General features: G+C 51.1%; 17 protein-coding genes and 1 rRNA gene. 14 read left to right on the top strand and 4 right to left on the bottom strand.

Going from position 1 to position 20,480, the window contains the following annotated elements; all coding sequences use genetic code 11:
• The first annotated feature begins 19 nt into the window (after positions 1–19).
• Positions 20–136: ribosomal RNA gene (rrf, locus tag JSY36_RS03175) — 5S ribosomal RNA — on the top strand.
• Between the two features lie 72 nt (positions 137–208).
• Here rrf and JSY36_RS03180 read toward each other — a convergent pair.
• The gene (locus JSY36_RS03180) at positions 209–799 is read right to left on the bottom strand and encodes a LysE family translocator (RefSeq protein WP_205165213.1); all 591 of its coding nucleotides are present in this window, start codon (positions 797–799) and stop codon (positions 209–211) included.
• Positions 800–1,111: 312 nt separating this feature from the next.
• Between JSY36_RS03180 and JSY36_RS03185 the strand changes: the two genes are divergently transcribed.
• The 4 genes from JSY36_RS03185 to JSY36_RS03200 all read left to right on the top strand — a co-directional run bounded on the left by JSY36_RS03185 (position 1,112) and on the right by JSY36_RS03200 (position 3,325).
• Positions 1,112–1,717 (top strand): TetR/AcrR family transcriptional regulator, encoded by a 606-nt coding sequence (locus JSY36_RS03185; RefSeq protein WP_205165214.1) that lies wholly within the window; start codon positions 1,112–1,114, stop codon positions 1,715–1,717.
• Between the two features lie 126 nt (positions 1,718–1,843).
• Positions 1,844–2,266, top strand: coding sequence for a hypothetical protein (locus JSY36_RS03190; RefSeq protein WP_205165215.1), 423 nt, complete (start codon positions 1,844–1,846; stop codon positions 2,264–2,266).
• Entirely contained in the window at positions 2,256–2,996 is a 741-nt protein-coding gene (locus JSY36_RS03195) for an alpha/beta fold hydrolase (RefSeq protein WP_205165216.1), read from the top strand. Before JSY36_RS03190 ends, JSY36_RS03195 begins: the two co-directional genes overlap by 11 nt.
• Before the next feature lie 29 nt (positions 2,997–3,025).
• Complete coding sequence (locus JSY36_RS03200; RefSeq protein WP_205165217.1) at positions 3,026–3,325, top strand: DUF5316 family protein; 300 nt, start codon at positions 3,026–3,028, stop codon at positions 3,323–3,325.
• Between the two features lie 368 nt (positions 3,326–3,693).
• On the opposite strand, the gene JSY36_RS03205 is transcribed toward JSY36_RS03200, so the two are convergent.
• Entirely contained in the window at positions 3,694–4,167 is a 474-nt protein-coding gene (locus JSY36_RS03205) for a hypothetical protein (RefSeq protein WP_122900165.1), read from the bottom strand.
• 180 nt (positions 4,168–4,347) lie between these two features.
• Between JSY36_RS03205 and JSY36_RS03210 the strand changes: the two genes are divergently transcribed.
• From JSY36_RS03210 to JSY36_RS03250, 9 genes are all read left to right on the top strand, one after another.
• Positions 4,348–5,484, top strand: a complete 1,137-nt coding sequence (locus JSY36_RS03210) for a trans-sulfuration enzyme family protein (RefSeq protein WP_205165706.1) — start codon at positions 4,348–4,350, stop codon at positions 5,482–5,484.
• 340 nt (positions 5,485–5,824) lie between these two features.
• The gene (gene thiL / locus JSY36_RS03215) at positions 5,825–6,799 is read left to right on the top strand and encodes a thiamine-phosphate kinase (protein ID WP_205165218.1); all 975 of its coding nucleotides are present in this window, start codon (positions 5,825–5,827) and stop codon (positions 6,797–6,799) included.
• A 2-nt stretch (positions 6,800–6,801) separates the two neighbouring features.
• A complete protein-coding gene (gene tsaE, locus JSY36_RS03220; RefSeq protein WP_205165219.1) occupies positions 6,802–7,281 on the top strand; it encodes a tRNA (adenosine(37)-N6)-threonylcarbamoyltransferase complex ATPase subunit type 1 TsaE in 480 nt (159 codons plus the stop codon).
• Positions 7,262–7,954: a tRNA (adenosine(37)-N6)-threonylcarbamoyltransferase complex dimerization subunit type 1 TsaB gene (gene tsaB, locus JSY36_RS03225; RefSeq protein ID WP_205165220.1), complete on the top strand. Its 693-nt coding sequence runs from the start codon at positions 7,262–7,264 to the stop codon at positions 7,952–7,954. Before tsaE ends, tsaB begins: the two co-directional genes overlap by 20 nt.
• Positions 7,955–7,963: 9 nt before the next feature.
• A complete protein-coding gene (gene rimI / locus JSY36_RS03230; protein ID WP_205165221.1) occupies positions 7,964–8,431 on the top strand; it encodes a ribosomal protein S18-alanine N-acetyltransferase in 468 nt (155 codons plus the stop codon).
• A complete protein-coding gene (tsaD, locus tag JSY36_RS03235) occupies positions 8,418–9,437 on the top strand; it encodes a tRNA (adenosine(37)-N6)-threonylcarbamoyltransferase complex transferase subunit TsaD (protein ID WP_236784526.1) in 1,020 nt (339 codons plus the stop codon). The genes rimI and tsaD overlap by 14 nt, the downstream gene beginning before the upstream one ends.
• Positions 9,438–10,094: 657 nt before the next feature.
• On the top strand, positions 10,095–11,960 hold the full coding sequence (locus tag JSY36_RS03240) for a M4 family metallopeptidase (protein ID WP_205165222.1): 1,866 nt from the start codon (positions 10,095–10,097) through the stop codon (positions 11,958–11,960).
• Between the two features lie 440 nt (positions 11,961–12,400).
• On the top strand, positions 12,401–14,569 hold the full coding sequence (locus tag JSY36_RS03245) for a hypothetical protein (protein ID WP_205165223.1): 2,169 nt from the start codon (positions 12,401–12,403) through the stop codon (positions 14,567–14,569).
• 61 nt (positions 14,570–14,630) lie between these two features.
• Entirely contained in the window at positions 14,631–16,109 is a 1,479-nt protein-coding gene (locus JSY36_RS03250) for a flavin monoamine oxidase family protein (protein ID WP_336511433.1), read from the top strand.
• 165 nt (positions 16,110–16,274) lie between these two features.
• Here JSY36_RS03250 and JSY36_RS03255 read toward each other — a convergent pair whose 3' ends face one another.
• Positions 16,275–17,918, bottom strand: coding sequence for an SLC13 family permease (locus JSY36_RS03255; RefSeq protein WP_205165225.1), 1,644 nt, complete (start codon positions 17,916–17,918; stop codon positions 16,275–16,277).
• Positions 17,919–18,390: 472 nt separating this feature from the next.
• Entirely contained in the window at positions 18,391–20,325 is a 1,935-nt protein-coding gene (locus JSY36_RS03260) for an ABC-F family ATP-binding cassette domain-containing protein (protein WP_205165226.1), read from the bottom strand.
• Between the last annotated feature and the right edge of the window lie 155 nt (positions 20,326–20,480).

Consider the following 20,480-nt stretch of genomic DNA (forward strand, 5'->3'; position numbering starts at 1 on the left):
TTCTCAATTTCATGATTTGTCCAGTGACGATAGCGAAGAGGTCACACCCGTTCCCATGCCGAACACGGAAGTTAAGCTCTTCAGCGCCGATGGTAGTTGGGGGCTCTCCCCCTGTGAGAGTAGGACGCCGCTGGGCAATAAGAAGAAGCACCCGTTTTTAAAGCGGGTGTTTTTTTATGCTGTTAAAGAGAATGGTATGGCTGCACTATCAATCTGGCTGTTTTATATAAAAGTATCCTGTGAGTTCGCGTATGAATTCGTAGCCGAAGTAGAATCCGAATCCTGTGAGGATAACGCCGGCACCAATGGAGATCCAGCGTATGGCTTTTGGTTTTAGGAGGCGGCGGCTGTAGCTGACGATCCAGGAGAAGAGGATGTCGTGAATAAGAATGCCTGTGACGATGCCTCCTGCCACCAGTAAAAAGGATCGGGATCCTTGAACATCGGAAAGAGATGAGGCGAGCAGCGTGCCCAGGATGCCGAGCCAGAACATGACGTAGCCCGGGGTTAACGCAATAGTGAAGCCGGAACCGAATGCTTTAAAAAGCGATGGTTTTTTTACGTGCACATGGGTCTCCCCTGCATGCAGTTCTGTAGATTCCCTGATACTCTGGATGCCGAGATAAAGGAGAAAAAGAAAGCCTGCGAACCACATGACGGTCTGGATATAAGGTATGTCCAGTAAGTAGGCTGAGAGGCCGAAGTAAAATAGAAAAACGAGAATAAAGTCAACGGTCATGCCGCCGATGCCGACAAGCCAGGCATGCCAGAAGCCGCCATGGAGTCCCTGACGAAGCATCTGTGACGGGCCCGACAGGCAGGGTGAGGGCAAGACCGAGGAGTACATATGTAAAGAAGGATTGGGTCATTGTTACCGCCTTTCTGTGACTTAATCTGGTTCTTTCTTTAGTTTGTGTGGAAAACAGATAGGATGTTTGTTTTCAACTATACCACTTTACGATGGAGGGAAGTGGTTCTCTTTTCGTACCGTGGAATTGTGTGGGAATGGGGATTGTGTTGTTTAGCCGGAAGGGTCGGTGTTGACAGGTGGGGTGTTTGGGCATACGATTGTTTTCAGCAGCAGATTTTAGTGAGAATTGGGAGTTTTGTTATGGGCAGAGGAGATCATAGTCAGACTCAGAATCGTATTGTGAGCACGGCTCACGTGTTGTTTATGGAGCATGGGTATCGTTCGGTTTCGACCCGGAGGATTGCGGATGCGTGCGGGCTTACCCAGCCTGCTCTATATCATCATTTTTCCAGTAAAGAGGCGATTTACCTTGAGGTACTTCGTTCCGAACTGAATAGCACAAAGGAGTCTTTGAACCGGATTGCCTTTCGTTATGATGATGTTTCGGAGTGTTTGTTTCATATGACGTATTATATTCTGGTGAATTCGCCGGAGAATATTGGGCAGATGTTTCGAGATATCCGTACGGAGATGAGTGCGGCGTTTCAGGAGAAGATTAATGAGTGGTGGCATGAGGCTTACCGGCTGCCGATGGTTGAGGTTTTTGAGAAGGGGATTCGTAAGGGTGTTATCAGGGATCCGGGACAGTTTGATGCTTCGGCTGAGAAGTATGTGTGCCTGCTGATGAATATGATCAGTCAGGCGATTCCTTCAGGGGGGAAGTCAGAAGAGCAGGACAGTGAGGCGGTGGCTGAAAAGAGGGCTCACTTTATTATTGACGTTTTATTGAACGGACTGAAGAAATAAGGGTACTTCCTTGTGGGAGATCTATACTTATCAAGTGATAAGTTATATAATAAAGGAAGTATTTTCAATAATAAAGAGTGTGAGAGCTTATCAATAGATCACCAGTTTTAAAGGAGGATGTCTCACTTGACGAATGTTGCCAGCCGGAAGCTTGCTTTTTTTGAGGGTATGAAAGTGACGGAAATTAAGAAGAATATTCCGCATCCATTATTGATCAGTTTGTCTACGGGAGGATTGTCTGTTGAATGTCCGTGGCGGTTGATGAACGGTGGGAAGATTGTACTTGGTCAGACGGATTTTTTCCATCAGGATCAAAAGGAATTTAACCGGGGGATTCTTGATAAGGCTCTGAGGGATAAGACGATCAGACGTGTGGAGTGGCTTGATGATTGTTACCTTTTGAGAATTGTGTTCAGTGAGAATTATGTAATGGATTTGTTTCATGACAGTGGCAGTCAGGAAGGATGGGAGCTGTTTGGTAACGGGGATTTCTCGTTTATTTCGCTTCCTGGCGGTGAACCGGAGATGATTGAGAAGGATGAGCAGTAAAAAGAAGTCAGTAAAAAAAGTTTTATTTTATTTGGCGTTAGGGTTTATTTTCCTTATTTTTGCCGGGATCACGGTTGTCCTGATCTGGGCGAGTAATGGCTATGAGGCGGAGTATGAGGTCCGGTCGTACATAGAAGATGAGGGGAATCCGGATGAGCGGACGGGTCTGTCGTTTGGTTCGGGAGATGAAACGACTGGTGTGATTGTTTACCCGGGCGGAAGGGTCGATCATAAGGCGTACAGTTATTTGGCATACCGGTTGTCAGAGGAAGGGTATTTTGTGTATGTGCCGAGGATGCCTCTGGATCTGCCGGTGCTCAATATGAACAGGGCCGGGGCTGTGATGGAGAAATATCCACAGGTGGATAACTGGTATGTGGCCGGTCACTCTCTCGGGGGTGCCATGGGGGCTTATTATACGTCGAACCATCCGGAGACGGTGGAAGGCATGATCTTTCTTGCTTCGTATCCGGGGAATGATCTGACCGGATCAGGTGTACCGGTGCTGTCTGTGTACGGCGGTCTGGACGGGGTATCCACGCCTGAGGAAATCATGGAACGGGATGACCGTCTGCCAGAGGAGACGACGTATGTGGAAATCCCGGATGGTAATCATGCGAACTTCGGCTGGTATGGTGCGCAGCGGGGGGATCTTGAAAGTCCGTTGACGCCTCAGGAGCAGCAGGATATCGTGGCGGAGGAAATTGCCCGGTGGATTGAAGGCAGGTAAATCCCGGCAGCTGATTGAGGTGTAAATTAATGAAGAAAAAGGTATTTTTGAGCGGAATCGTGAGTGCGGTTTTGGTTCAGCTCGTGGCTTTTGTTATGGGAGAGGCGAGGCAGGGGTATGAGATTTCAGGGTACATCGGTGTGGGACTCCTTGTTCTGGCTGGGCTTTTGTTTGCGACCCTCATTGCCACAAGGCGTGATGTGATGCATAACGCTGCTCCTGAAGACCGTGAGAGCCAGCGGAGTATGCTGCGGATCGGCGTGTATGGCATGCTGATCGGTCTGCCTCATTTTATGTATGCGTTTGGGTATTTTTTGTTTACGCAATAGAGTTGGGAAAGAAGGCTGTCCAGGTGTGCCGTGCACCGGGCAGCCTTTTTTGAAAGGTAAGAACTTATAAAATATGCTCGTTTTACTATTAAGGAAGATAAGAGTTTCTTAGATGGAAATTATTCGAAAAATATCTTTATTGGAATGCTTCGTTCGTAAGTTAGGAGATTGAGTTGGCTATTTGTGTTGTCCATTGCCTCTGTAATAGTAAAAAAAGTAAGGAGGGAGCTGTTTAAATCACTCACTTGGTTGTGTATGAGTTTTAGGGGCTGCCTGGAAACAACGCATTTTTTGTGAATTAATTACGGCGGATTTGTCCTCACCTGTTTATGTAGAAAACACCGGACTACGGTGTTTCTTGGTATAAATTATTCAGACGGCGGAAACACGATTGCGTCGATGGATCTGACTCCAACAATCACCGATTCTATGTTTCCTTCAAATACACCAGTCCCCCGGCGCACTTGCAGTGTATACGTATAGGTGTCCGGGCCCGGCGGAGTATCGGTCCATGTCAGATTTTGATTCTGTCTGAATACAGAACCTGAACCTACGGGTTTCGCAATGTCTATCATATGCCAGTCTGTTTCAACGATCTCGACGCCGCCTGTACGGATAATCCTAAAGGTAAGACGGGATGTATACACACTACCCGCATTAAACGTGCTAATACGACTGTTAATCATTGAATCGATCCTGACCCTTTCATCATCTTCAGTTGTTGTAACATCGACACTTAATATAGGTACAAATTGAAACTGGGGGTTCAAGGGAAGTGTAATATTTTCTGTTGATTGATTAGAAAAAAAGGGACAGCATCCCATTATTGGTATAATGCCCATTACTGTTATCCTCCTTTCATAAATAATACTATTCTATGTGCACCATAGGAGATTGTATAAAGATATTTGAGCAATAATTTCGTTTTCATATTAATAAATAGTAAAGCGCCTTTCGTTGTGAGAGGCGGCAAGTTCCGTTACACTGATACAAAGCAGGAAGATTTGAAAGGAGCGACCATGATGAAATTTCATACAAAAAACGTACATTTTCAGGAGAAGCTGGATACGAGAGAGGTAAGCAAGACGAAGCCGATTTACCAGACGTCGGCTTTTTCATTTACGGACCTTGAGGATATGGAGGATTTCTTTCAGGGGAAGAAGGGTTACATGTATACCCGTGTTGGGAATCCGAATACTGATGACCTCGGTAAAGGGGTTGCCGATCTTGAAGGCGCGCCGGCGGGTGTGGCTTCGGCATCTGGAATTTCCGCAATTATGGGCGGAGTTCTCGCTGTTGCGAAAGCGGGAGATCACGTCGTAGCCACAGAAGACTTGTACGGGGGTACATATCAGCTTTTTGCCCATGAGCTGAAAGACTTTGGAATCGAAGTCTCGTTTGCAAGTTTTGAAAACCTGGATCAGGTGGAAGCGGCGGTAAAAGAGAACACCGTTCTTTTATATACAGAGTCTGTTACGAACCCGCTCTTACGTGTGGAGGATATTAAAGGCGTGGTCGCTCTCGGGAAGCGGCTAGGGCTGAAGACGATGGTGGACAACACGTTCCCGTCGCCGTATCTTGTGCGTCCGTATGAGCTTGGAGCGGATCTTGTGGCCCACAGTGCCACCAAGTACATTGGCGGCCACAGTGACGTATCTGCCGGTGTTTTAGTGGGCGGCGAGGCCCTTGTGGCGAAAGCGAAGAGTAAGATTGTTAACCTTGGTGCGAATCTCGGTCCGTTTGACGGCTGGCTCGGCTGCCGGGGGTTGAAGACGCTGAGTCTTCGTATGGAGCGCCAGAGTGCAAACGGGAAGAAGCTTGCGGAGCACCTCCGGGGAAAAGGCGATCTTGGCCGCGTCTACTATCCTGAGTTTGTGTCCGAGCGTGGAAACGGGGCGATCGTGACGATCGACCTCGGGGAAAACTACGATCTTCACTCGTTCTTTAAGAATCTGGACTGGGTCAAAGTCGTACCGACACTGGCGGGCGTGGAAACGTCTGTGACGTATCCGGTAGGGACGTCACACCGTCCGGTTCCAAAAGAAACCCGGGACCGTCTCGGTGTATCGGAGACGATGGTCCGCATCAGTGTTGGGATTGAGGACTCGGAAGACATTAACGGTGTGTTTGACCAGGCGCTGGCAGCGGCGAAAAAGTAACGTGATGCGACAGGGATTGCAGGTCAAATAAACGTTTGTTTAAAAGGAGAGGACGCTTCGTTTTTTGTCGGACGTAGCGTCTTTTTGGTGTTTTGAGGGGACGGAAGAGTTGGTTGTGGAATGCATTCCTGAATCTGAAGCGGTTTTCCTTAAAGTAACCCGTCAATTTCTTAAAGCAGCATGGATTCCTTTATCCGCAGCGTAAATCCTGAAAATAGATTCTGAATCCTGAATCCGGCAGGCGGATTCCTTAAACCCTTGACCTTTGCTATAATAAGAACAGTTTATGAAGCGTATTTAAGGGGATTCTAGTAGTAGAGAGAATAGAAGAGGTGTTCGGATGAAGGACGAATTTTCGTTTATACGCTCGATCCAGCCGGACCGTCATCATCAGCCGACGGTGGTGGCAGGTATTGGCGACGATGCGGCGTTGTACGACGCTGAAGAAGGCTTTCATGAAATTGCTGCGGTGGATACCCTTGTAGAGGACATGCATTTTACGAAGAAAACGATGACGCCGTTTCACATCGGCTATAAGGCTCTTGCGGTAAACATCAGTGACATTGCGGCCATGGGCGGGCGCCCCGTGTATTATCTTGTGTCTGTAAGTGTGCCGAAGTCCGGAACCTGGAGTGAAGCTGAGCTTCAGGAGATGTACAAAGGGATGACGGTGCTGGCGGATGAGTACGGTGTTGATCTGATCGGCGGAGATACGAACGCCACGAACGATAAGCTAGTGGTGTCGGTGACGGTGATGGGACGTGTGGAAAAAGGCGTGCGGCTGCTCCGTTCCAATGCGAAGCCTGATGACGTGGTGTTTGTGACCGGCCCTGTTGGCAGCTCGGCGGCGGGGCTTCATAATCTCCTTGAAGGGGATGACTGCCCTGAGCACTACCTGAAGGCGCATCAGATGCCCGAGCCGCAGGTAAGTGCGGGAAGGCTTCTTGCTCAGGCCGGGGGGCGGATTGCCCTCAATGATATCAGCGACGGGCTGGCGAGCGAGGCGAACGAAATTGCCGAAGCGAGCGGCGTGACTGTGGAGATTGACTGGAGCCGCGTGCCTCACGACCTCCACGGAGAGACAGACGAGGATGTGGAGAAGTGGACGCTGTTTGGCGGCGAAGACTTTCAGCTGATCGGCTGTACCGGGGAACAAACGTGGGAGCGTTTAGGGGAAACGTTTGAAAAGAACGGACAGCGGCTTACCCGGATTGGCCGTGTTGTTGAAGGAAAACCAGAAGTCTTTCTTTTGAAGAACGGGGAACGAACTGTTTTGAAAAAGGGCGGCTATAACCATTTTGTTAAAGGTGATTGATGATGAGTGAATACTATGAATTAACGTCAGATTCTCCCGAGCGGACGGCGGAGCTTGCTGAAGCACTGGCAGAACAGCTTCAGGCCGGGGATGTAATTACGCTGGAAGGCGACCTGGGTGCCGGGAAGACGAGCTTTACGAAAGGTCTTGCAAAAGGGCTTGGGGTAAAGCGGACGGTGAACAGTCCGACGTTTACGATAATAAAAGAATACCAGGGCAGAGCGCTGCCTCTCTATCATATGGACGTGTACCGGCTGGAAGAGGGCGGCGAAGACATGGGCCTTGAAGAATACTTTGACGGGGACGGCGTGTGTGTCGTGGAGTGGGCAAGCATGATTGAGGACGAGCTTCCCGAGGAGCGGCTGGCTCTGAATTTGTACCACGTTGGGGAAACGGCCCGGCAGATCCGTCTGGAACCCGTGGGCGAGCGGTATATTACACTTTGCAAGGAGTTTTTAAGAGATGAACGTGTTGGCAATTGATACGTCTACTTATGTGATGGGGGTGGCCGTTCTCCGGAATGGACAGGTGGCCGGGGAAATGGTGACCCATGTGAAAAAGAATCATTCGATCCGTCTCATGCCGGCGATTCGCATGGTGATGGAAGAAGCGGATATGAAGCCGGAGGAGCTTGACCGGATTGCAGTGGCCCAGGGGCCGGGATCGTATACGGGAGTCCGGATCGGGGTTACGACGGCGAAAACGATGGCTTGGGCCCTGGGAATTCCCGTTGTCGGCGTTTCCAGTTTAGAAGCGCTGGCGGCTAATGGACGCTACTTTGACGGATTGATCAGCCCGTTTTTTGATGCGCGAAGAGGGCAGGTGTTCACCGGGCTCTACCGGAGTCGCGGGGGAGAGGTCGAGAGGGTGGAAGACGATCGTCTTGTTTTACACGAAGAGTGGGTTTCACGCCTTCGGGACCAAGAGGAAGCTGTACTGTTTCTGAGTCCTGATTACGGGAAGCACGAGGCGCTGCTTGGTGAAAAAGTGGCTGTGAATCCCGCAGACCATTTGCCGCGGCCGTCGGCGATTGCGTTTCGGGCGTTGGAAAAAGAGGCGGATGAGGCGGTTCATGTGTTTGCGCCGAATTATCTGCGTCTGGCCGAAGCGGAGTCGAAGTGGCTTGAGGCACAAAAACAGAAAGAAAGCGACTAGGTGGCCGGGATGAGTGAGGAGATTCAGGTTCAGATACGGTTGATGGAAATGGATGATATCAACGGAGTGCTGGCGGTGGAGGAGGCGTGTTTTCCGACGCCGTGGAGCCGGACGGCCTTTGTGAACGAGCTGAATGCGAATCAGTTTGCGTACTATCTGGTGGCTGAGGCGGGCGAGCGTGTGATCGGCTACTGCGGGGTGTGGGTCATTATTGATGAAGCTCACATTACAAACATTGCCGTGGATCCTATGTACAGGCGAAAAGGGATCGGGGAAGCGCTTTTGACAGGCGGTCTGGAGCTGGCCCGGACGTTTGGTGCGGAGAAGCTGACCCTTGAGGTGCGCGTGAGCAACGAGGCAGCGCAGAATATGTACGAGAAGTTCGGGTTTCAGCGCGGCGGCATCCGGAAGAACTACTATACAGATAACCAGGAAGATGCACAGATTATGTGGGTGATGATAAATGAAGATCAGTGAAGAATTGATGATATTGGGAATTGAGACGAGCTGTGATGAGACGAGTGCGTCTGTTGTGCGCGGGGGCAGGGAAATTTTGAGTAATGTCGTGTCGTCGCAGATTGAAAGTCACAAGCGGTTCGGCGGTGTGGTGCCGGAGATTGCGTCGCGCCACCATGTGGAACAGGTGACGTATATTATTGAAGAGGCCCTTCGTGAGGCTGAGGTGACGATGGACGATGTGGACGCGGTTGCGGTGACGGAAGGTCCGGGACTTGTAGGTGCACTGCTGGTGGGGGTTAACGCGGCGAAAGCGCTGGCTTTTGCGAAAGGCAAGCCGCTGATTGGCGTTCATCATATCGCCGGTCACATTTATGCGAATCATCTTGTGGAGGAGCTTACGTTTCCGCTGCTGTCGCTGGTGGTGTCCGGCGGGCATACGGAGCTTGTGTATATGGACGAGCACGGGAAGTATGAGATTCTTGGGGAGACCCGGGATGATGCGGTCGGCGAGGCATATGATAAAGTCGCGCGTACAGTGGGGCTTCCGTATCCGGGAGGACCGCACATTGACCGTCTCGCTCATGAAGGTGAGGCGACGATTGAGCTGCCGCGTGCATGGCTTGAAGCAGATTCTTTTGATTTCAGCTTCAGCGGGTTGAAAAGTGCGGTGATCAACACGCTTCATAATGCAAAGCAGCGTGGAGAAGATGTGCCGGTGGAGACGATTGCGGCGAGTTTTCAGGCGAGCGTGATCGATGTGCTCGTGACGAAGACGATGCGTGCAGTTGAAAAGCGGGGCGTGGACCGTCTCGTTCTGGCCGGCGGTGTGGCGGCGAACAAAGGACTGCGTGCGCGGATCACGGAGGTTTGTGAGGAACGTGGCATTACGTTGACGATTCCGCCTCTGTCTCTTTGTACCGATAACGCGGCGATGATCTCGGCCGCGGGAGCTGTGATGTATGAAAAAGGCCAGTTTGCCGATGACCGGCTGAACGGACAGCCGGGGCTGGAGCTGGAGAGGTAGAGGGTGTTGCGGGGGTCAGGCACTGCGTGAGGTGCTGAGCACAGTGCCTGGCACCGTTGAAGAGGATATTGGTTAGGACCAGGAGGGCGTGGGAGCGTCTTGCTGGTTTTTTGTGTTGTTACAGGGTGGTCGGTGAGAATTGGCGGATTCATGATAAAAAGGAGAAAATTCACGCCCCGAAACAACAGACGCGAGCATGCTCCCATATACCTGCGCAATACGTTGTGGATATGACAGGAAGTGACGCATTTACCGTTTGTTCATCCAAAAGCAGGTAGAGTAAATTTTTCAGAAACGCTGTTAAATCAAGTTGGAGCAGCAAAAAGAGATAAAAATGTCTTATTCGTTCGACAAAGGTCGTTATTTCGACATGAACCGTTATTCTTTTTTCGACAGAGAAGGAAAAGTCTGGAAATGTTGAATTGCCTTACTTCATTAGCGAAGTAAAGGACATTGGACTTAGAGCCGTTAGTCTGACAAAATGGTGTCGAATCAGGCGCGAATGCGTTAACCACGCGGTTTATGTAAAACGAAAATAGCGTACATTCTGTTGTAAGAGCAAAGCTTCTTCTATAACCTTAAGTCATTCGGGTACCGAGTATTTCGATAACCGAGAGTGTTGTGGAAAATTATACTTAGGGGAAAGAAGGGGTTTATGTGAAGAAGTTTGCTGCTTTAACATTGTCTGCGTTGATCTTTGGAAGCGGCTTTCTTGGGGCCGGAGGTTCCGGGTTTGCAGAAGGTGATTCATTGAAGAAATTCGAATCTCTCGGCAAAGGAGACGTGAAGGTCGTCCAAGGGAAGGGTCAAAAAGGGCCGCCTACGTTTGTATCGGGCATTCTTTCCGAAAATTTTTCAAAAGGAAACGCTAAGAACGCTAAGGCGTTTCTTAGTGAACATGAAGAGTTGTTTCACGTTAAAAATGCCGAGGAAAGTTTGACAGAAGTGAGGGTTACAGAAGATGAACTGGGTATGACCCACGTTCGTCTTCAGCAGACGAAGAAAGGGATACCGGTTGACCGGAATGAACTCAATGTTCATTTTAACGAAGACAACAGCATTACCGCAGTCAACGGAAACTTTGATCCGGAGCTGGAGGAGCTCGACATCAATACCACGCCCGCAGTAAACCGGAATACGGCACTGGAGACGGCTAAAAGGGATGTGATTGCACCGGAGTACGTCGATTTTCAAACTTCGGAGTTGATTATTTATCCGTTTGAAGCCGACTATCATCTTGCGTACCGCATTAACCTTGAATTTCACAGTGCGACTCCTGGGAATTGGTATGTATATGTGGATGCTCACACAGGTGAAGTGATTGACCGTTTTGATGCCATGACTGGGCTTGGTAACTTCAGTGACATCCTCGATCTGGAGGAAATTACGGAACAGCCGCAGGCGAGTGCCGCTCAAGTGAAGGCAAAGAACGAAAAAGCACAGGAAAAGAGAAATGAGCTCAGAGGAGCAAGAGGAAAAGGCATTGGTACGACCGGGGTACAAAAATTGATGGATATTTCCCACGGACCGGATGAAGACGGGGGAAGAACGTTTTATCTGGCAGACCACTCCACCAGTGATATGGACGGTATTTTCACATACAATATGCAAAACACCTCCAATCAAATGTGGCTGTATGAAAACGACAGTGCGTCGTGGAAAGACGTGGAGTACTCAGGGGACAGCAGTTCCTGGGAAGTGGTTGGACAGGGGCCGGCAGTTGATGCTCACAGCAACTCCCGTATAGTATATGATTACTTCCTTGAAAATCACGGTCGTAACTCGCTGGACGACCAGGGAATGGCCATTGAATCGCGTGTTCACTATTGGAGAGAGTACAACAACGCGTTTTGGAGCAACGGTCTTGCCATGATGACCTATGGGGATGGTGACGGACAGCAGTTTATTCCTCTTGCAGCCCTTGATGTAACAGCTCACGAAATGGTTCACGGCATCACCCACTATAACGGTGGTCTTCGTTACCGCTTTGAGACAGGGGCCATTAACGAAGCATATTCTGATACCTTTGGCAGCATTATTGACGACCGGAGCTGGGATGTGGGGGAAGACATTATGGGTGAAGCGTGGCTTGCTGATGGGCGTACGGCTCTTCGAAGCAGTGAAGATCCGGGGAAATTCCCGGTAAACCAAGCTTACTGGGCTTACAGTGTGGACGGAGAAGGCCGATATCCTGCTCACATGGAGGAGTACTATTTCCTTCCGGGCAACATGGATAATGGCGGTGTCCACATTAACTGTACCATTCTTCAGCACTCTGCCTACCTTGTTTCGGAAGAGTACGGTATGGGCCGTGAAGTTGTAGCTGATACTTGGTACAGAGCGTATGACTACCTGCACTTTGATGCGACGTTTGCTGAGTTCCGGGAAGCCATTCTTCAATCGGCCACCGACCTTTACGGTGAAGACAGTGAAGAATATGATGCGTTCCTCGGTGCCTTTGATGATATCGGCTTGTACGAAGGCTGGTCACTGGAAGAAAACCACAGAGATCCACTCTGGTAAAATCACACCCCCGCTCCCAGGAGCGGGGATTTTTGTGTTTTCGTTTGTTTTGGTCCCAGGCACTGTGTTCAGAGTTTCACGTGGGGTCAGGCACTGTGTGAGTTCATTCACACAGTGCCTGACCCTCTGTGAACCGGGGTACAAATAGGACAATTTCCTATTGACTTTTTGGGGTTATGCACAATTCCCACAGGGGGGTGTGGATAAAACGAATGAATGTTCGTGTTAATAACAATCTGTGTACAACCTGTGGATAATGTGGAAAAGTCCTCTCAAACCACTAATGATAACAGTGTTTCTGTTCACAACTTTTTTGGGGATAAACTTGCAGTTTTGTGAATAACCTATCGGAGTAGCGGAATAACTGGACTTAGTCTGTGGAAAAGTGTGTGGATAGTGTGGATAGTTCAGAAAATTATCTGTATTCAGGAGAGAAGTCTGTGAAAAAGAGCAGGTTTGCCATTATTGTATTCGTCTTTCTTCTTATTTTACCCACAATCGCAATCGCAGAGGCCGGTGGTGACCCCGGGGACGAACATGAACTCCTTGTGGTTCTCGTTCCTGGGCTTTCCTTTGACGAAGTCCGGTGGCTGATTGACCATGGGGAAAAGACCCGCCTGTGGGAAACGGGCGGTCTTGGTGCTGTTAACGTGAAAGGGGAAGGGAATTATTCTTATTTAAACCATGCGGTGACGATGGGAGCCGGGGAGCGTGCTGCGGGAATCGCAGGATGGAATGGATTTCTCCATGCAGAGCTTGTGGATCAAACTCCGGTGGAGGAACTTGTGCTTCAGTGGACAGGGGAAAGCCGGGAACGGCCCCTGTATCATCCGTTTTTTTCCCAGCTCGTGAAAAAGAATGAGGCGGGCCTGAGGCAGGGCCATGTGGGCAGGTTCGGGACGATGCTCGCTGACACCGGTGTAAAGCGGCACGTGGCGGGTCATAGTGACACACGGACAGAGAAACAGCGCTACGGGTCACTTCTGCTCATTGATGAAGAAGGTGGAGCGGGGACGTACAGCCCCGGGGGCATTCAAGCCGATACCGAGAGTCCGTCCGGCATGAGGCACAACCGGGATGAGCTGATGGAAGAGATTAAGAAAAACAGTGGCAAAAAAAGCTTCACCGTTGTGGAGTGGGGGGATGTGCACCGTCTTTTTAAAGAACGGACGGCGATGACAGACCGTCATTTTACTGCGCGTTATGAAAAAACGATGCTGGAGCTGGAGGCATTTATCCACACTGTGGTGGGCGATACGAAAAAGGAAGTGTGGCTGTTGTCGCCCGGGGTAAATGACCGGGCGCTGGAAAAGCAGGATCAGCTCGCGCCTCTGTGGGTGTGGAAAACGGATCGTTCTGCTGTGTGGACATGGAAATCGGACACAACAAGGCGTGAGCAGCTAATGGGGAGCGTGGATCTTGTGCCAACGTGGCTTACAGCTCTTGGTCTGGAAGCGGGACCGGAGTGGACAGGCTATCCGCTCTCGTTTGAACAGTCGATTCCCGGGAAGCCGGCGGACTTTCTTGAGCGGCACGAAGCGATGACCGCTGTTTTTGCAAAACGGGGTCCCGTTCTTTCCGGGTACATCACGGCTTTGGTGACGGTACTTGTCGGTGTGAGCCTGGTGCTGTGGATAAAGCCCTTCTCCGTTGTGTGGCGGCGGGCAGCAAGGATTGTGCTCACAAGCGCGGTAAGTTCACCCCTGTGGTTTTTACTCACCGGACCCCTTGTACCTCATGTATCCACAGCCGGGTACGTGCTACTGATGGTGATCGCAACCGCTGCCGGGGCCGTTGTTGTGGATAAAATGACGCGGCACTCAGTGAGTGTGATCTGCGGGCTGTTTTTTCTTGCGGCCACGTGGGATTTACTGAACGGTGCATCGCTGATTAAGCAGTCGTTCCTCGGCTACGATCCAATTATCGGAGCCAGGTATTACGGGATCGGGAATGAATTTGCCGGTGTGTACATCGTGAGCGGCTGGCTCATGCTGACACCGTTTTTTACAGGCGGGAAAAAAAGACCGGTGGTTCGTCATACCGCACTTATTGCTGTGCTCACAGGAATGCTTCTTTTTCTCGCCACGTCGTCTCTCGGGGCAAACGCGGGGGCATCCCTTGCGGCAGGTGTGATGATCGGGTTTATTGTGTACAAGCTGTTTTTCGCCTTCGTCAGCTGGAAGCGCCTCGCTGTTTTTTTACCTGCAGGCGCGGTGGCGTTACTCGGGGTCCTCTACGTCTTGCAGCTGAATCAGCCGGCCAGCCACATTCACTCGGCGTTTTCCCTCCTGTTTCAGGGGGATGTGGAGGCAATCGGGCGGATCGTGCTCCGCAAGCTTGAGATGAACTGGAAGATCTTCCGGATTTCCCACTGGACCCAACTGTTTGTGACCACGTACCTGCTGATCGGGATTTATATGTGGCGGGGAAAAAAAGCGGTGTGGTCCCATGAACGGAACGTCATTGTGCAGGGATGTATCATCGCGTCACTGGCGCTGCTTTTTCTGAACGATTCGGGCATTGTGGCAGCGGCTACGAGCATGTTCGTGACCCTGTGCGCAAGCTATGCGTGGCTTTTGGATGATGGAAAGAAAAAACAAACTGGCTGATTCGAACTAACATATATTGGAATACCCTTTATTACTATGAAAGTAAAAAGGGATGAAGCCAGTGAGAGGGTTATCAGTTTTAACAAAAGTCCATGCCGAACCGGCCGGGGAACACGTGGAAATGATAAAGAAGGGGCTGCCGCGGCCGGCGAAAAGAAAGCGGGTCATTGTTCTCGGAGCCGGCATGGCAGGGCTTGTGTCAGCATCTCTTTTAAAGCAGGCGGGTCACTCGGTCACACTTCTTGAAGCGAACTCCCGGGTGGGCGGAAGGGTTCATACGCTGCGAGAGCCGTTCCAGAACGACGGTCACTTTGAGGGAGGGGCCATGAGGATTCCGAGTCATCACCAGCTGACGATGGCTTATGTGAACAAGTTTCAGCTTCCGGTAATTCCGTTTGTGAATGCAACGGACAATGACCTGATTTATATGAACGGGAAGCTTGTGCGCAAGTATATGTACGAAGACGATCCGGACCTGCTCGGCTTTCCTGTGGATGAAAAAGAGCGGGGATTGACTGCAGTAAACCTCCTGAGGCGGGGAGTATCGGAATTTGCCGAGCGGTATGTTGCTGGGACGGACAGGGAGCGGCGGCAGCTCCTTGCCCGTTTTGCCCGCTACTCAAAGGATGGTTTTTTGCGGGATAATCCTGCGGGGACGTCCTTATCAGACACCGCTTCCTACAAAGTCAATACGATGCTCGGGCTCGGCGGCTTTCACCATCTTTCCTTTACTGATATTTTATTAAATATTACAAGTACGATTTTTGGGGAGGACGTGGACTTTTTCCAGATTGAAGGGGGAAATGACCGGCTTCCTGGAGCGTTTCTGCCTCTTATCAGAGATCAATTGCATGTGAGCCGGACTGTCAGGCGCATCGTTCAGGACGAATCGGGAGTCCAGGTGACGGCAGAAGATGGGAATAACAAGCAGCACGTCTATTCCGGTGACGTGGTTGTATGCACACTTCCCTTTTCTGTGCTGCGGCTTGTGGAGATCTTGCCCTATGATTCCCTTTCTTTTGACAAACAGCGGGCGATCCGGGAGCTTGTCTATGTGCAGGCGACAAAGGTCGGGATTGAGTTTAAGCGGAAATTCTGGGAGAACGATGCTTTATACGGCGGAAGTCTCGTTACGGACCTGCCTCTTCAGTTTATGTATTATCCGAGCCATAACATGAACGAGTCGGGGCCGGGGGTTTTAAAAGCCTGTTATGCGTGGGGAGAAAACGCAAATCTGTGGGACGCCATGGAAGAAGAGGAGCGCGTGGAACGGGCGTTATCGTATGTGGCCCATATCCACGGGGATAAAGTAAGGAATCTTGCTACAGCCGGAGTGTCTGTAAGCTGGGGGAGCAATCCTTTTTCCGCCGGTTGTTTTTCCATGTTTAAGCCTTACCAGCATGATGATTTGCCAGGTGTAATCCGTCAGCGGGAAGGGCGGATTCACTTTGCCGGGGAGCACACGTCGCGTCTCCATGCATGGATTGAAGGCGCCGTCGAGTCGGGCCTCCGGGTAGCGGAGGAAGTGAACAGGGGTTGATTTCTGCTTTTTAAAGTAAGTTGTGGGGTGGCTCTTCCTGAAAGTGGAGTGGTTTTTCCTGAAAAGGGATAACTCTTCCCCAAAGGAAAATCATTACGCGGTAACGATGAATTTTAGACGCGTAAAGAAAACAGGTGGCGGACATTGGTCCGGCCACCTGTTTGTTTAAAACGGATACGACTGAAGATCGATGCCCCATGCGAGGGGAAGGTAGAAGTAGACAAACACAGCGATAAGAAAGATGGAAAAGAGGTTAATCCAGAATCCGGCTTTGGCCATGTCGCCGATGCGGAGGTCGGTGCTGGCAAAGACGACGGCGTTTGGCGGTGTGGCAACAGGGAGCATGAACGCACAGGACGCGGCAAGTGCAGCAGCGACCATAAGCGCGTACGGATGCACGTCGATGGCAAAAGCAAGTGAGGCCATGATCGGAAACATCATCGTCGCTGTAGCCGTATTTGACGTAATCTCCGTCAGGAAAATAACGAGCGCCGTTACGGCGAGCAGAATCACGAAGAAGTTAACGGCTGCGAGCACCGTAAGCTGGTTACCGATGTATTCCGCAAGGCCCGTTTCCGTAAATCCTGCGGCGATGGCAAGTCCGCCCCCGAAGAGGAGAAGAATACCCCATGGAAGCTTTTTCGCCGTATCCCAGTCCATGATGCGGCCCGGCATGCGGATTGACGGAATGAGAAACAGGGAGACAGCTGCGGCAATCGCAATCGTTGTATCGTTAATTTCAAAGGCTTCGACACCGTCAAAGATGAACGTACGGCTGATCCAGAAAAACGCGGTGACGACGAACACAGCGAATACGATTTTTTCCTCGGGATTGACTTTCCCAAGGGCACGTTTTTCGCTCTGGATCACTTCATGTCCGCCGGGGATCTGGGTGATTTTCATTTTAAACTGGATTTTCACCAGGTAAAACCAGACAAGGCCGAGCAAAAGGATGGAGAGCGGTACGCCGAACAGCATCCAGATGGCAAAGGAAATGTCGATGCCGTAGAGCTGGTTGACGACCCCTGCAAAAATCGTGTTTGGCGGTGTTCCGATGAGTGTTCCGAGTCCGCCGATTGAGGCAGAGTAGGCGATACCGAGAAGAAGGGCGCGGCTAAAGTTTACCCGTTCGACTTCGGTGTCTCCTTTTTTGTTTTCCTTAAGGGACTTCGACACCTGCAGGATGATCGCAGTACCGATCGGCACCATCATCATCGCTGTGGCGGTGTTTGAAATCCACATGGATAAAAAGCCCGTGGCGACCATGAACCCGAGAACGATCTTCGGGGTGCTCGTTCCGATGACGCTGATAATGGCGATGGCGATCCGTTTGTGGACGCCCCATTTTTCAAGAGCCAGGGCGAGTACGAAACCGCCCATAAAGAGAAAGACTGTGTTGTCCCCGTAGGCGGAAACAACGGTGCCGCTCTCAAGGGAGCCGGTGAGGGGAAAGAGAATAATCGGCATGATGGACGTGGCCGGGATCGGGATGGCTTCGGTGATCCACCAGGTGGCGATCCAGAGCGTGGACGCAAGAACGGCCCGTGCTTCCCAGGACAATCCTTCTGGGCTGAAAAAGAGAAGGGTTGCGATAAAAAGAAGAGGGCCAAGGACAAGTCCGATCAGCTGCCGGCGGTCGTAGGACCGGGGTTCTTTTTCCGGATCCGTTCCCGTATCAGGCTGTTCGGCAGTGCTGCCTCCGCCGGTGCCGCCTGATCCTGTGCGGCCTCCGGGGTTAAAGGTAAGTAATTCGATGGCCTGGTGGTGCCATTTCCACATCTGATTCCACGTTTTTGTGAGTGTGCTCATGAACATACCTCCTTGTGATAAATGAATGAATGCGCTTTCTTAGTTTGCAATGGTAAAGAAAACTGAAAATAAAGTCAATGGAAGAGGGTGGCAGTTGTGGAACGGCCGGGTTATGTAAGTGTTCATGCAGGGAGGGGAGCGGGCCGCCCGTACTGGGGTTCCTTTACCCTATTGGGGGCGGGTTGAAGCGGGAAATGGGGCTAAATGTAGAAAAGGCGGGGTTAAGTGTAGAAAGAGGGGAGCTAAGTGTAGAAATGGAGGTGTGAAGTGTAAAAAGGAGGAGGCTAAACGTAAAATCCAAGGCACTAACGGTAAAATACGGAATGGCCGAAAACAGATGGGCAATGGCTCCGTTCGCTACCCGTCCAACACGAGAAACCCACTCGTGCATGGCTTTCAAAAGAGGGTAGCGGCTTCGCTCATTGCTTTAAGGCTGCCCAAAAGGTAAAGACCATCCTTGTGGGTCAACCTCTTATTCCTGCAGGGATTCCCATTCTTCCATGAGGGCGTCATTTTCCGCCTTTAGCTGTTCGAGTTTTGCGTTCAGATCCATGGATTTTTCGTGATCCTGGTATATATCGGGATCGGCCATCTGTTCTTCGATGGCCGCGATTTCCTCTTCGTTTTCTTCAATTTTCGCTTCCGCTGCTTCTATTCGTCTCTGGCGCTGGCGCTCGAGCTTCTTCATTTCTTTCTCCCGCTCGTAGTCCTGCTTCGTCTGTTTGTCGGAGTCATCGGCTGTTGCGTTGGCGGCCTGCGTTTTTTCTTCCTTTAGAGCGTCCCATTCGAGCTGCTCTGCTTTTTTCGCCGCATAGTAATCGTAGTCCCCGAGGTAGTTGGTGAGGCCGTCAGGGGCGAGCTCAACCACCCGTGTTGCCATCCGGTTCACAAAGTACCGGTCGTGGGACACGAAAAGGATGGTGCCGGGATAGTCGATCAGGGCGTTCTCCAGCACTTCCTTGCTGTCGAGATCCAGATGGTTGGTCGGCTCATCGAGAATCAGGAAGTTGGCTTTCTGCATCATCAGCTTGGCGAGAACGAGCCGGGCTTTTTCCCCGCCGCTCAAGTCCCGCACGTGCTTGAGGACGTCTTCGCCGCTGAAAAGGAAGTTCCCGAGCACGGTGCGGATGTCTTTTTCCGGTGTGGTCGGGTACTCGTCCCACAGCTCCTGAAGGACGGTTTTGTTCGTGGTGAGCCGGGTCTGTTCCTGGTCGTAGTAGCCCATCGTTACGTTGCTTCCAAACCGGATCGACCCTTCGAGAGGCTCAAGCGTCCGGTGAATCGTCTTTAACAGGGTCGATTTTCCGATTCCGTTCGGGCCGAGGAGGGCGACGCTTTCACCCCGGTCCAGCTTCAGGCTGATGTTTCTTGTGAGGGCTTCCCCGTCGTAGCCGACAGCGAGGTTATCGGTCATGAGAACGTCGTTGCCGCTTTGGCGCTGGATTTGAAAGGAGAACTGGGCTGATTTGTCGTCATCTTTTGGCCGGTCCATCATCGTCATCCGTTCGAGCTGTTTGCGCCGGCTCTGGGCACGCTTGCTTGTAGACGCCCGTGCCAGGTTTTTCTGGACGAATTCCTCAAGGCGCTTTACTTCGCCCTGCTGTTTTTCGAACTGCTTCAATTCAAGCTCTAGACGCTTGGCTTTTTCATCCAGGTAGTGGCTGTAGTTTCCGACATATTTGGTTGTTTGCTGAAACGACAGCTCGTAGACGTGATCGACGATGCGGTCGAGGAAATAGCGGTCGTGGGAAACGATTAGAATCGCCCCGTCATAGCCGCTTAGATAGTTTTCAAGCCACGTCATCGTATCGATGTCCAGGTGGTTGGTGGGCTCGTCCAGAATGAGAAGCTCCGGTTTTGTTAAGAGAAGCTTTCCGAGAGCGAGTCTTGTTTTTTGCCCGCCGCTCAGTGAGCTGATGGGTGTGGCGTAGTCAAAGTCGGCGAACTGGAGGCCGGACAGGATGCTTCTGATGTCCGCCTCATACTGATAGCCGCCTTTGTCCTTGAAGTCCTGCTGGAGCTGGTCGTAGTCTTTGAGCAGCTTTTCGTATTGCGTTGCCTGACCGGTGACGGCGGGGTCGCTCATGGCTGCTTCCATATCCCGGAGGCGTTTTTCCATCTTCTGCAGGTGGGAAAAAACGGTGAGCATCTCGTCCCAGATGGAGCGGTCCGACTCGAGGCCGCTGCTCTGGGCGAGGTAGCCGACGTTTACGTCTTTTGGAATGATCAGATCTCCTGTGTCGCAGGTCATTTCACCTGCGATGATTTTTAACAGCGTGGATTTGCCTGCGCCGTTTCTTCCGACGAGGGCCACGCGCTGTCTGCTTTGTACTTCGAGTTTTACATTTTCTAAAATCGGCTCTGCGCCGAATGATTTTGAAAGTTGTACGCACTGCAATAAAATCATGTGTATTCATCCTCACTGTAAGCGCTCTGTGTCTGGTTTTAAGTTTACAGGAAGGGGAGAAGTTGAACAACTGTTGGAGAAAGTTCGGGGGTCTGTCCCCCGAATTTTGCGCTGAACCGGTTGACATGTGACAGGGAAGTGGAGTAATACCACAG

Source organism: Alteribacter salitolerans, from assembly GCF_016901055.1.
GTDB classification, from domain to species: domain Bacteria; phylum Bacillota; class Bacilli; order Bacillales; family Salisediminibacteriaceae; genus Alteribacter; species Alteribacter keqinensis.

What these genes read in the sequence shown, in the direction of transcription:
- tsaE (WP_205165219.1), top strand. Translation starts at nt 6,802, where the DNA reads ATGAGTGAATACTATGAATTAACGTCAGATTCTCCCGAGCGGACGGCG.
- tsaD (WP_236784526.1), top strand. Translation starts at nt 8,418, where the DNA reads ATGAAGATCAGTGAAGAATTGATGATATTGGGAATTGAGACGAGCTGT.
- JSY36_RS03260 (WP_205165226.1), bottom strand. Translation starts at nt 20,325, where the DNA reads ATGATTTTATTGCAGTGCGTACAACTTTCAAAATCATTCGGCGCAGAG.
- tsaB (WP_205165220.1), top strand. Translation starts at nt 7,262, where the DNA reads ATGAACGTGTTGGCAATTGATACGTCTACTTATGTGATGGGGGTGGCC.
- JSY36_RS03180 (WP_205165213.1), bottom strand. Translation starts at nt 799, where the DNA reads ATGCTTCGTCAGGGACTCCATGGCGGCTTCTGGCATGCCTGGCTTGTC.
- JSY36_RS03255 (WP_205165225.1), bottom strand. Translation starts at nt 17,918, where the DNA reads ATGAGCACACTCACAAAAACGTGGAATCAGATGTGGAAATGGCACCAC.
- JSY36_RS03195 (WP_205165216.1), top strand. Translation starts at nt 2,256, where the DNA reads ATGAGCAGTAAAAAGAAGTCAGTAAAAAAAGTTTTATTTTATTTGGCG.
- rimI (WP_205165221.1), top strand. Translation starts at nt 7,964, where the DNA reads ATGAGTGAGGAGATTCAGGTTCAGATACGGTTGATGGAAATGGATGAT.
- JSY36_RS03185 (WP_205165214.1), top strand. Translation starts at nt 1,112, where the DNA reads ATGGGCAGAGGAGATCATAGTCAGACTCAGAATCGTATTGTGAGCACG.
- JSY36_RS03200 (WP_205165217.1), top strand. Translation starts at nt 3,026, where the DNA reads ATGAAGAAAAAGGTATTTTTGAGCGGAATCGTGAGTGCGGTTTTGGTT.
- JSY36_RS03210 (WP_205165706.1), top strand. Translation starts at nt 4,348, where the DNA reads ATGAAATTTCATACAAAAAACGTACATTTTCAGGAGAAGCTGGATACG.
- thiL (WP_205165218.1), top strand. Translation starts at nt 5,825, where the DNA reads ATGAAGGACGAATTTTCGTTTATACGCTCGATCCAGCCGGACCGTCAT.
- JSY36_RS03205 (WP_122900165.1), bottom strand. Translation starts at nt 4,167, where the DNA reads ATGGGCATTATACCAATAATGGGATGCTGTCCCTTTTTTTCTAATCAA.